The sequence below is a fragment of the Flavobacterium tibetense genome (assembly GCF_003293845.1).
In the GTDB taxonomy this organism is placed as follows: Bacteria; Bacteroidota; Bacteroidia; order Flavobacteriales; family Flavobacteriaceae; genus Flavobacterium; species Flavobacterium tibetense.
In genome coordinates, this window is record NZ_QLST01000007.1 from 94,461 (window position 1) to 107,290 (window position 12,830).

Genomic DNA, 12,830 nt, shown 5'->3' on the forward strand with positions numbered 1-12,830 from the left:
TTAAAAAGCCCAGTACTTACTGGGCTTTTTATATTTAGGTTATCAACATTTTAAGTTAAGGTTAACATTTGTTAGTTAAAATGCTGTTTTTTAAACAAAAAAAAATATATTTGTTAGATAAATACAATCTAACTACAAACTATACATAATTTTAAGTGTAATGAAAATTTATCCCTTTACAAAAACACATTTATTTTTAAGTTTCCTTTTTTTATTATTTTCAACACTAACTTTTGGGCAAGGCGCAACTTGTGCAACGGCAACTCCTCTAACGATTGATGGTTCTTGTGGTTCGGGAAGTGTTAATGGAACAACGGAATTTCCCCCAACATGTTCAGGTTGGCAAAGAGCAGTATACTACTCCTTTACTGTTAGTTCTGGTCCACAAAACATTACAATAACTGCAAATTCAGGAGCTAGAAATTTAGTTTTAGGTTTGTTTTCTGGTACATGCGCTACTCTTTCTAATCTTCAATGTGTAGATGTAAACACTACAAATGGGGCTCAAACAGAAACCATTACGGCAACAAATCTTGCAAATGGGACTTATTACATAGCTGTTGGAAATACAACAAATCACAACATGACTCTGAATAGCATTTGTGTTACTACAACACCAATTAGCTATTGCACAATTGGCACAACGTCAAACAGCTATTGGATCAATAATTTTTCAACAACTGGTGGATTAACAAATATCTCAAACACAACAACTTACTCTACTGGTGGTTATGGTAATTTTACTGCACAATCGGTAAGTCAAGTAGCGGGAAGCAGTTTTAACTTTAATGCAACAACTAGTTCAGGGACTCATGGAATTAATATCTGGATAGACTGGAACAACGACGGTGATTTTGCAGATGCTGGTGAAAAAGCATATGCTTCCGGCGGTTATGTGGCATCTGCAACAGGAACTATTACTATTCCCGGAGGCGCTGCACCAGGCAATTATAGAATGCGAGTTGTTGCTAATTGGTCGAATACAGACCCTGCTTCTTGTGGAAGTACAACTTATACAGAAGCTGAAGATTACACGATTCAAGTTGTAGTGCCAGCTGCTTGTAGTGGCGCACCAACTGCAGGAACAACAACAACTTCCCCTACAACAGGTAATCCGGGTTCAAATTATACAGTCTCAGCAACAGGTTTTACTGTAGCAACAGGTTTAACTTTTCAATGGCAATCTAATACAAATAGCGCTGGATGGGTTAATGAAGGCGCATCAACTAGCACTTATGCTAATTATAACGCAACAGCACCAGCATTAGGCTCAACTGTTACTTGGCGACTTGTAGTAACTTGTACCGCTAGTGGACAAAGTGCTAACTCAGCTACAAGTTCTTTTACTTCCACAAGCACGTTGAATGTTCCGCAAACAGGCAGTAACACGGTTACTTGCGGAACTAATATTACTTTATATGATAATGGTGGGCCATCAGGTAATTATGTAAATAATTCAAACGGACATACCGTATTACAAGCAGGATTAGGTGGAATAATATCAATTACGGGGTCTTATGCAACAGAAGGTAGTAATATAGACTACATTAGAATTTATAACGGAACTGGAACTGGAGGTACAATATTAGCCACTTACTCAGGAACTGGAACAATTAATTATACAGGAACAGCCGGGCAAACTTTGACAATTCAATTTTACTCAGATGGTTCAGTAGTTAATACAGGTTTTGCATTATCAGTTACCTATAGCGGAACTTGTTTTCCTGCTTGCTCAGGTACGCCTACTGGCGGAACAGTAGCTGTTTCTCCTGTAAATGGCGGACCAGGTTCAAGTTATACCGTATCTGCCACTGGAATGACCTTAGCCACTGGAATGACTTACCAATGGCAATCCAATACTAACGGAGCTGGATGGGTTAATGCGGGTGCTTCAACAAGTACTTATTCCAATTTCAATGCTACTGCACCAGGAACTGTAGGTACAACTGTTGCTTGGCAACTTGTAGTTACATGTACGAATAGTAGTCAAACAGCAACTTCAACATCAAGTACGTTTACAGTTGTAAGCACCTTAAATATTCCAACTACAGGTAGTAATTCTGTAACTTGTGGAACTAACATTACACTTTATGATAACGGTGGTCCTTCAGGAGATTATTCAAATAATGCTGATGGGTTTACAGTGTTAGAAGCAGGATTAGGTGCTACAATTACTATTTCAGGAAGTTATGTAACTGAAGGCGTTGATGACATCATAATATATTCAGGAAGTGGAACTGGAGGAACTGTATTAGGAACCTATTCTGGAACTGGAACAATTAATTATACCGGTGCTCCAGGTCAAACATTAACAATTCGTTTTGATTCTGATAGTTCTATTGTATATTCTGGATTTGCGCTTTCTATTACTTACAGTGGCGTATGTTTTCCTGTATGTTCAGGAACACCAGTTGGCGGAACAGTTTCAACATCACCTAACACAGATTGGCCAGGAAATCCTTATGTCGTTTCAGCTACTGGATATACTCAGGCTTTAGATTTATTATACCAATGGCAGTTTAGTACCGATGGTGGTGCAACATGGACAAATGCAGGAGCAGCTACAAGCACATATGCAAATTATAATGCAGTAGCTCCAGCTTCTGGGAATGTGAACTGGCAATTGGTTGTTACTTGTACAAATAGCGGACAATCAGCAACATCAAATGTTGGTGTTTTTGTTACAATGGCTGTAAGTGATGTTGTTACAGGATGTCCAAATGTGATTTCAGGCGGATTAAATCTAAATGGTGCTGACCCAGCTCCATTCAATTGTACAGATACAACAACTTGTGTTGATTTAGAAGCGACATTTTTAGATTTAGGAGATACTACAAATTATACTGTAGAGGCAATACAATATAATCCACCTATACCATTTAATGGGTTAGCAAACCCTGTAAGTGTTAATCTTGATGACATTTGGTCTCCAGTTGTGAATTTGCCTTTTGATTTTTGCTTCTTTGGTAATACATATAACCAATGTTTAATTGGTTCAAACGGGATGTTAACTTTTGATTTAACATCAAACTCACCTGGTGGAGGAACTGGTTATTCATTTAGTAATAATTTACCAAGTACAACGGGCGCTTTATTTGCTAATACTATTTATGGTGTTTATCATGATATTGACCCAAGATATGGCGGACAAGTAGGATGGGAATTAATTACATTACCTTCCGGATGTAGAGCATTAGTAGCATCTTGGAATGAAGTGCCAATGTATTCTAACAACTCTTTACTTTATACAGGCATGATGGTTCTTTATGAAAACTCAAATGTAATTGAAGTTTATATACAAGAAAAAAGAGTTGATGGTACATGGAATGGTGGTAATGCTATTGTAGGAATTCAAAATGCAACTGCAACTGCTGCTGTAGTAGCCCCTGGTCGAAATGCACTTGATGCAGACTGGACAACCTTTAATGAAGCTTGGCGTTTTGTTCCTGCTGGACCATCCATTGCAACTTTAACATGGTATGAAGGTGCTGGTACAACTGGACCTGTAGTAGGAAATACACCAGTACTAAACGTTTGCCCAACAGCTACAACAACATATACTGCTGAGATAACATATACTTTATGTGATGGAAGAACGATTACTGAAATTGACCAAACTATAGTTACCGTAAACGGAGCAAAAGTATGGAATGGTTCTGTAAACACGGATTGGGATGTGGCTAACAACTGGACTCCAACAGGTGTTCCTCTAGCTTCTGATTGTGTTGTAATCCCAGATGTTACTAATGACCCTATTGTTAGTGGTGGTAACTATAACGGTTTAGGATTGAATTTAACTATACAAAACAATGCTTTGTTAACAGTTGAATCTAATAACGCTGTAACTATAACCGATTGGATTAATATCAATGCTGGTGGTGACTTACAACTAAATAATAGCGCTAGTTTGATTCAAATTAACAACAACGCCAATCAAGGAATCATGCACATGGATAGAACAGCTAGTATTCGTAAGTTAGATTATGTATATTGGTCTTCTCCTGTAGCAAGTTTCTCTTCAAGCGCAATTTCACCTGGAACTAATGCTGGATACATTTACAAATGGGCGCCAACTGTAGCCAATGGAACTTATGCAAGTGACTTTGGAAAATGGGTTGGTGGAAATGAAATTATGGCTTTAGGAAAAGGATATATCGTTAGAGGACCTGATGCTTATACAGCCACTCATCAAAATTACACGGCTACTTTTGTAGGAACTCCAAATAACGGAGTTATCAATACACCTATTCAACGAAGCACTTATACTGGAGCTCCTTATGTAGGGCCTACAACTACAATGGTAACTTTAAACGATGACAACTGGAATCTATTAGGAAATCCATATCCTTCAGCATTAAATGCAGACGCTTTCTTGAGTGCTAATGCAGCAAACATTTCAGGTTTTGTAAAAATATGGACACATGGTACTTTACCAAGCAACATGATTGTTGACCCTTTTTACGAAGATTATCAAATGAATTATACAGTAGCTGATTACATTACATATAATTCTTTAGGAAGTACTCCTCCAGGTTATAACGGAATGATTGGAGCTGGACAAGGTTTCTTTGTACTAATGAATGATTTGGGTGCTACTAATGAAAGTGTAATTTTCAACAATACGATGAGAAGTCACACTTTTGATAATAGCCAATTTTACAGAACAGCTGAAAACACAGAGAACAACTCTGTAATTGAAAAACATAGAATTTGGTTAGATTTAGTAAGTCCAACAGGGACTAATACCAAAACTTTAATTGGTTATGCAACAGGAGCAAGTAACAATTTAGACAATGCTTTTGATGCACCTGCTTTAGGAGTGAAAGCAAGTTTTGAATTGTATTCCATTGCTGAGAACAAAGAGCTTTTAATTCAAGGAAGAACTTTGCCGTTTGATAACAATGATCAAATTCCATTAGGTGTTACAGCTCCAAATGACGGAATGTACACAATCGCTCTAAGTTTAGTTGATGGTAGATTTTTGAATACAGATCAAAATATTTATTTAGAAGATAAGTTGCTTAATGTAATTCACGACTTAAAAGCAGCGCCATATCACTTTACAATTGAAGCAGGAACTAATGAAAATCGTTTTGTTTTACGTTATACCAACGAAACTTTAGGAAACAATGATTTCTTAAATGACAATTCCGTATTGGTTGTGTCAAATACCAATTTAAGCGTAGTTTCAACTAAAAATACAATTCAATCCGTTCTTGTATTCGATGTGCTTGGAAGATTGTTGGTAAATAAGCAAAACGTAAATAGTTTAGAAGTGCCGCTTCATGAAGTACAAAAAAACAAGGCACCATTAGTAGTACAAATCACATTAACTAATGGAACCAAAGTAAATAAGAAGGTGGTTTACTAGAACTGTTTTTGAAATACTCAAAAAAGACCTTTATTTTATTAAAATAAAGGTCTTTTGTTTTGATTATGATTAAAGAATTGAAAAAGTTAATAAATAAAAGGATCTTTTTGAATGAGTATAATTTGTTCTTATACCTTTATTTTTCCTGAAAGAAGCGTATTACTTCCTTCTACTAAATCAAAACGTTTCACTTCAAAATTGGTATTCAAATGACGATGTAATGCAGTAAGTTCTTCTTCGTTTTGTCCAAAAATGCTTGCGTTGAAAATAAAATGCCCGTTTGGAGTTAAATGGGATTGAAGCGCGTTCCAAAATTCGGTTGTATAAAAAGTAGCTGGTACCAATTGGTCTACAAAAATATCTACTACAATTAAATCGTATGTTTTCGTACACGTTTGTAAATAAGCAAATGCTTCTTGGTGAATGGTGGTTAATTGGTTGTCGTTTTTTAAACCAAATTCTTCCAATGCTAATGCAATTATGTTCGCATCAAAATCAACGGCATCAATCGATTTTTTATATCCAAAACGTTCACGTAAAGAAGGAACAACACTGCCGCCACCAAATCCTAAAATTAAAACAGAATTGCAAGATGAAACAGGAACTTGGTTCAAGCCAAATTCTAGAATTTTTTGTAACGAACCATAAGAGTAATTGGCATTTTGGCTGTGTAAAAGTTTCTTGCCAAAATCATAAGTTACTGTAACTTTTCCATTTTTCTCAGTTTCAATTTCTGAAACTGTAATAGGTAATAGGTAACTTAATAATTTTTTCATTAGAATGGCTTTTGGATAAATTACAAACTTAAGTTTTGAAGTAATTTTTGGAATAGAATTATTGAAGTTTGAAGTTTATCGGAATCGTATAAGCAACATTTACAGGTTCACCTTTTTGTTTTCCAGGTGTCATTCTTGGTAATAATTTAATAATACGAATGGCCTCAGCTTCTAAAATAGGATGCGTTTTGTTTGCTGCTTTTACATTGGTAATTTCTCCAGTTTTTGATATAACAAATGAAACCAAAACTTTGCCTTGAATTTCTTTTCTAATTGCTTTATTTGGATATTTAAAGTGTTTTGCTATATGTTCAGCAATTTTTTGATTGAAACAGCTTTTGATTGCTTCATTTTTATTTTTGTTATCGCAACCATTAAATGCTGGAATGGTTTCGATTTCTGTAAATGATAATTCCGAAGTGTTCTTTTGTTCTTCAGTTTCACTTTTTTCATTCTGACAAAAAGCGTTTGATTGAATTAATAAAACTAAAAAGAAGATAATTTTTTTCATAACTAATTTTTAAACTGCAACAATTCCTTTAATATGTGGATGTGGATCGTAACCTTCCAAAGTGAAATCGTCAAATGTGAAATCAAAAATATTCTTGATTTCTGGGTTCAATTTCATTTTTGGTAACGGACGACAGTCGCGGGTTAATTGTAATTCTAGTTGTTCGATGTGGTTGTTATAGATGTGAGCATCACCAAAAGTATGGATGAATTCGCCTACTTGTAAATCACAAACTTGTGCAATCATCATGGTAAACAAAGCATAAGAAGCAATATTAAAAGGAACGCCTAAGAAAATATCAGCGCTTCTTTGGTACAATTGGCAACTTAATTTGCCATCGGCAACATAAAACTGAAAAAAGGCATGACACGGAGGTAAAGCGGCTTTTCCATTGGCTACATTTTCAGCAAATGAAACTGAAGTATCAGGCAAAACGCTAGGATTCCAAGCGGAAACTAACATTCTTCTGCTGTTTGGATTGGTTTTCAGTGTTTCGATTAATTCGGTAATTTGGTCAATTTCTTCGCTATTCCAGTTGCGCCATTGGTGACCGTAAACCGGACCTAAATCGCCATTTTCATCCGCCCATTCGTCCCAAATTTTAACACCGTTTTCTTGTAAATACTTGATATTGGTATCGCCATTCAAAAACCACAACAATTCATAAATAATGGATTTTAAATGGAGTTTTTTGGTAGTTACCATTGGAAAACCTTTACTCAAATCAAATCGCATTTGATACCCAAATACACTTAATGTTCCAGTTCCCGTGCGGTCGCCTTTTTGGTTGCCGTTTGCTAATACGTGTTTTACTAAGTCGTGGTATTGTTTCATTTTTTAGAGAGAGGTTAGAAGTTAGAGATTAGAAGTTAGATTATCCAATTATCATCCCAGCTATTGTCGCTGATAAAAGGGATGCTAAACTACCGCCAATTACCGCTTTTAGTCCAAATTCTGATAATGTTTTTCTTTGGTTGGGTGCTAATGAGCCAATGCCTCCAATTTGAATTCCAATGGAAGCGAAATTGGCAAAACCACACAACATATAAGTCGCCATAATTACAGATTTTTGATACGTAAAATGAATATCATTTGCCATATTTTTCAACTCTGCCAATTGAATATAACCAACAAATTCAGAAGCCGCTAGCTTAATTCCTAACAATTGTCCCATTAACATCATGTCTTCTTTGGCAACACCAATGAGCCACATTAAAGGTGAGAAAATAATTCCTAAAATCGTTTCTAAGGAGAATTTTGTATATGGAGTATAAGATGATATTAATTCATTTAATCCAGTGTAATAACCAATTATACCAAGTCCCCAGTTTATCATAGCAATAAAAGCGATGAAAACTAACAACATGGCAGCTACGTTAGCAGCTAATTTTAAACCTTCTGTGGTTCCAGTTGCAATGGCATCTAGAATATTTGAACCAATTTTTTCTTTTGAAACTTCAACAGCAGTGTCAATTTTTTCTGTTTGCGGATATAGTATTTTTGAAATTACAATTGCACCCGGTGCTGCCATTACAGAAGCTGCTAATAAATGTTTCGCAAATTCTAAACGTAAAACAGGATCATTTCCTCCCAAAAAACCAATGTAAGCCGCTAAAACGCCACCAGCAACAGTTGCCATTCCACCAACCATAACTAATAGAATTTCACTTTTATTCATTTTCTCTAAATACGCTTTAATCATCAATGGCGCTTCTGTTTGACCTAAGAAAATGTTTCCAGCTACTGATAAACTTTCAGCGCCTGAAATTTGAAGAATTTTTGTTAATAAAGTGGCTAGTCCTTTAACGATAATTTGAATTACCCCTAAGTAAAATAATAACGAAGTTAAAGCTGAAAAGAAAATAATAGTTGGTAAAACTTGGAACAAGAAAATAAATCCAAAGCTTTCTACGTTCATCATGCCACCTAATAGAAATTCACTTCCAGCTCGAGTAAAATCTAGAACTAAAACAAACAATTTTCCAATTAGTTCAAATGCTGATTTAATAAAACCAACTTTCAAAACTCCAATGGCTAATATTAATTGTGCTCCTAATCCAATTGCGACTGTTTTCCAGTTGATTCCTTTGCGATTCGCACTAAATAAAAAAGCAACTAATAATAAAGACACCATTCCTAAAACGCCTCTTCCAATTCCCATTGGGGTTATGCCTTCATTAGGTTTTAACTCAATTGAATTCCCTTTGTTTTTAACTTTATTGGAAGCAAAAAATGAATAGGCCTTTTCTCCTTTTTTTATAGTTAATGTAGAGTCGGTTTGGGTTTCAATAGAAAAGCGTTTGGTAGGTGAATCTGAACCGTTTTCAAATAAAAATAAATATTTGTCTTGAATCAAATAATCCCCTTTTTGGAATAAACTATCCGATGATAATTTCAATTGGTAAGTGCCTTCTTTTAGTTCTAAAAAGTCAGTTTGAGACGATTGCAATTGCCATTTTTTCTCTAATTCCACTTCTTGACCCACTAGGTTCATTGCAAAAAGAAAAGCAATTGAAAAATATATAATTTTTTTTAACATATTGATTTTGAATTAAGTAAAAGCTGTGGTTACGATTCTTTTTTAGATATTTCGTCTCTTATTTTTGCGGCTTTTTCGTAGTCTTCATTTTGAACCGCTTCGTCTAATTTATCGTAAAGCTGTTGTAATGTGAAGCCAGAATAATCAGTTCCTGAAACAGGAGAATCACTTTCGCTACCAAAAGTTTCTGGTTCAGAAAGTACACCGTCGTCATTGCCAGTTGGGTTTTCCTCTGTGTTTGACATGTTCAAGTAAATACCTGCTTTGTCTAAGATGTTTTTGTAGGTAAAAATAGGCGCATTGAAACGTAATGCTAAGGCAATAGCATCGGAAGTTCTTGCGTCAACAATTTCCTCAATTTTATCTCTTTCACAAATGATACTGGAAAAAAATACGCCATCTACCAATTTATGAATAATAACTTGTTTAACTACAATATCAAATCGGTCAGCAAAACTTTTGAACAAATCGTGCGTTAATGGTCTTGGTGGTTTAATTTCCTTTTCTAACGCAATAGCAATGGATTGGGCTTCAAAAGCACCAATTACGATAGGCAAATTGCGTTCGCCATCCACCTCATTCAAAATTAGTGCGTAAGCGCCATTTTGTGTTTGGCTATAGGAAATTCCTTTTATAGTTAATTTTACTAAGCTCATAGGTTTTTTACTGTCATTTTAGCGGCACAAAAATAGTATTATTCCGTAAAAATGAGGTTCATTATTCAACTAATTTACAAATATAAACAAACTGATTATAAGTTTGATTAAAAATAAGGAACACTAAAATAATTTTGCGTTTAAACACAAAAAAAGCACCTCGTAAAAGGTGCTTTGTTGATTATTGTAATTAAAATTTTTAAGCATTTGCAGCTTTAAAAGCTTTTAATTTTTCGATTAATTTTGGAACCACATCAAATGCGTCGCCTACAATTCCGTAGTCAGCCACTTTAAAGAAAGGTGCTTCAGGATCAGTATTGATAACCACTTTTACTTTTGAAGAGTTAATTCCTGCAATATGTTGGATTGCCCCAGAAATTCCTACTGCAATATATAAGTTTGATGCTACAGGTTTTCCTGTTTGTCCCACGTGCTCGCTGTGAGGTCTCCATCCAATGTCAGAAACTGGTTTAGAACAAGCAGTTGCTGCTCCTAAAACAGCTGCTAATTCTTCAATCATTCCCCAGTTCTCTGGACCTTTCATTCCACGACCTGCAGAAACTACGATTTCGGCATCAGCAATAGTTACTTTTCCTGTAACTTTCTCTACATTTTCTACTTTTACACCAAAAGCACTGCTGTCAAGTGCTGGAGCAAAAGCTTCTTCTGAAGTTGCAACTGCGTCTTCATTTAATCCATATGAGTTTTTAGCTAATCCAATAACTTTTACTGTTGTTGTTAGTTCGGTTACATTGAAAGCTTTGTTTGAGAAAGCCGTTCTTTTTACTTGAAATGGTGATGTGCTTACTGGTAAAGCAACTACATTTGAAGCATAACCTGCTTTTAAACTAACAGCAACTAGTGGTGCTAAATACAAACTATCAGTTGTGCTTGAAAGAACCACTAAACTTGTTCCTTCTTTTTCAGCTGCTTGTTGAATTACTGATGCATACCCTTTGGCATTAAAAGTAGCCAATTGCTCATTAGTAACTTGCAATACTTTGCTAACACCATATTTTCCTAATTCTGATGCATTGCTTGCATTAATTGTAACTGCAGTTACTGATGTTCCCATAGCATCTGCAACCTTTTTTGCATAAGAAGCTAATTCGAATGCTACTTTTTTAAATTTTCCTTCTGCTGATTCAGCATATATTAATATAGACATGATTTTTTAAGTTTAAAAGTTTAATTAAGTTTAAAAGTTAATAGTTTGAGTCTAGTTCTTTACTGAAAACTGTGACTGAAAACTGAAAACTAAATAACTTTTGCTTCGTTGTGTAATAAATCGATTAACTCGTCAATGTTATCCGCACTGATTAATTTTACAGCAGATTTTGCAGCTGGTTTTTCAAATTTAACCGCTTTCGATGCTGTTTCAGTAGTTGTTGGTTCTTTAACATCCAAAGCTTTCGTTCTAGCCATCATAATACCACGCATATTTGGAATACGTAAATCTTTTTCTTCTACCAAACCTTTTTGTCCACCAATTACTAATGGCAAAGAAGTTGAAACTGTTTCTTTTCCACCGTCGATTTCTCTTATTGCTTTTGCCTCAGTTCCATTTACATCTAAACCAATGCATGAGTTTACAAAGTTGAAACCTAATAATCCTGCTAACATTCCAGGAACCATACCGCCGTTATAATCTAAAGATTCTTTACCTGCAATTACTAAGTCATAATTTCCAGCTTTTACAACTGCTGCTAATTCAGTAGCAACGAACATTCCGTCACTTGGGTTGGCATTGATTCTAATAGCTTCATCAGCACCAATGGCTAAAGCTTTTCTCAAAGTTGCTTCTGCGTCAGTTCCACCAACATTCACAACAGTAACTGATGCGCCTTGTTGTTCTTTAAACCAAATAGCTCTAGTTAAACCAAATTCATCATTTGGATTGATTACAAACTGAACACCATTGGTATCAAATTCCGTATCACCATTGATGAAATTAATTTTTGATGTAGTATCAGGTACGTGACTAATGCAAACTAATATTTTCATTTTTTCTGTTTAAATAAGTGAATAATAACGCTACGAATTTACTAAAAATTATCAAATAAAAAACTATGCACGCATAATAAATATCAAAAAGTAGCCAATTTTATGATTTTTTTATAGAATGTGTAATTTGAAGATTTTAAAGCTGCTTTAAATTGTGAATATTACAATCATTAAACATGTTTAATAAATTGCAAATAATAAATTAAGAGTCAAAATTAAAACAACAAAAAACAAAATGTATATTTAAAATTGTAAATTTGGAGTATACATAATGATTAACTAGTATTATCAATAAATTTATGAAATTTTACATTTTTCTAATATTTCCTTTTTTGGCTACTTCACAAGAAATTGTTGTTTCTACACCACTAAATAATCAATTGTATGCGGGAATTGCAAATGCAGTTGATATTAGTTTAGAAAATACAAAATGTAAAGATTTCTTTATTGAAGTTGAAGGAGAAGTTATTGAAAATAAAAATTGTAATTTTACAATTATACCAAAAAGCAAAGGTTTACTAGAAATCAAAATATTCACTTCTAAAAAAAAGGGAGTGTCTAAAATTTACCTAAATGTTAAAGATGTTGATTTAAATGCTAAAATAATGGCTCCCATTGATAAAGATGGTAGTTTGTTGTTATCAAGGGCAACAGGGATTTCAGTTGAATCTGAAATAGTTGATTTAAATTTTGACAATTCTAAAGTGGAATATGAATTAATTATAATTAGAAAGGATAAAATTTTAATTAACGAATATTTTAAAGGAAAAAGGTTTAATGAAAAAGCAAAATATTACTTTGAAAACTTGGAAGATGAAGACATAATTGTTTTTAGAAATATTACAATTTACATTAACAACATACAATACTTTGTTGAACCAATCATAACAGAAAAGAGAAAATATAATCTAAATTAGGTTGTTTTCAATAATTACTGTTTAATAGTAAATTGTTAATGAAGTTGAAGTTATTA

The 12,830-nt window shown here is 34.2% G+C and carries 9 protein-coding genes; 2 read left to right on the forward strand and 7 right to left on the reverse strand.

The genetic code is table 11. The features are described 5' to 3' along the window. The first annotated feature begins 160 nt into the window (after positions 1–160). Entirely contained in the window at positions 161–5,371 is a 5,211-nt protein-coding gene (locus DPN68_RS07025; protein ID WP_113988945.1) for a GEVED domain-containing protein, read from the forward strand. Positions 5,372–5,499: 128 nt separating this feature from the next. Here the strand turns inward: DPN68_RS07025 and DPN68_RS07030 are convergent, their stop codons facing one another. From DPN68_RS07030 to DPN68_RS07060, 7 genes are all read right to left on the reverse strand, one after another. Then, positions 5,500–6,147, reverse strand: coding sequence for a spermidine synthase (locus DPN68_RS07030; RefSeq protein ID WP_113988946.1), 648 nt, complete (start codon positions 6,145–6,147; stop codon positions 5,500–5,502). A gap of 58 nt (positions 6,148–6,205) precedes the next feature. Beyond that, positions 6,206–6,658: an energy transducer TonB gene (locus DPN68_RS07035; protein ID WP_113988947.1), complete on the reverse strand. Its 453-nt coding sequence runs from the start codon at positions 6,656–6,658 to the stop codon at positions 6,206–6,208. Between the two features lie 9 nt (positions 6,659–6,667). Continuing rightward, positions 6,668–7,492, reverse strand: coding sequence for a thymidylate synthase (locus DPN68_RS07040; RefSeq protein ID WP_113988948.1), 825 nt, complete (start codon positions 7,490–7,492; stop codon positions 6,668–6,670). Positions 7,493–7,532: 40 nt separating this feature from the next. Then, positions 7,533–9,197: a NupC/NupG family nucleoside CNT transporter gene (locus DPN68_RS07045; protein ID WP_113988949.1), complete on the reverse strand. Its 1,665-nt coding sequence runs from the start codon at positions 9,195–9,197 to the stop codon at positions 7,533–7,535. 29 nt (positions 9,198–9,226) lie between these two features. After that, positions 9,227–9,853 carry a bifunctional nuclease family protein gene (locus DPN68_RS07050; protein ID WP_113988950.1) on the reverse strand — a complete coding sequence of 209 codons (627 nt, stop codon included), beginning with the start codon at positions 9,851–9,853 and terminating at the stop codon, positions 9,227–9,229. A gap of 199 nt (positions 9,854–10,052) precedes the next feature. Continuing rightward, positions 10,053–11,021: an electron transfer flavoprotein subunit alpha/FixB family protein gene (locus DPN68_RS07055; protein WP_113988951.1), complete on the reverse strand. Its 969-nt coding sequence runs from the start codon at positions 11,019–11,021 to the stop codon at positions 10,053–10,055. Between the two features lie 89 nt (positions 11,022–11,110). Further along, the gene (locus DPN68_RS07060; protein WP_113988952.1) at positions 11,111–11,857 is read right to left on the reverse strand and encodes an electron transfer flavoprotein subunit beta/FixA family protein; all 747 of its coding nucleotides are present in this window, start codon (positions 11,855–11,857) and stop codon (positions 11,111–11,113) included. Positions 11,858–12,189: 332 nt separating this feature from the next. Between DPN68_RS07060 and DPN68_RS07065 the strand changes: the two genes are divergently transcribed. Beyond that, on the forward strand, positions 12,190–12,774 hold the full coding sequence (locus DPN68_RS07065; protein WP_157958500.1) for a GldM family protein: 585 nt from the start codon (positions 12,190–12,192) through the stop codon (positions 12,772–12,774). Positions 12,775–12,830 lie beyond the last annotated feature (56 nt).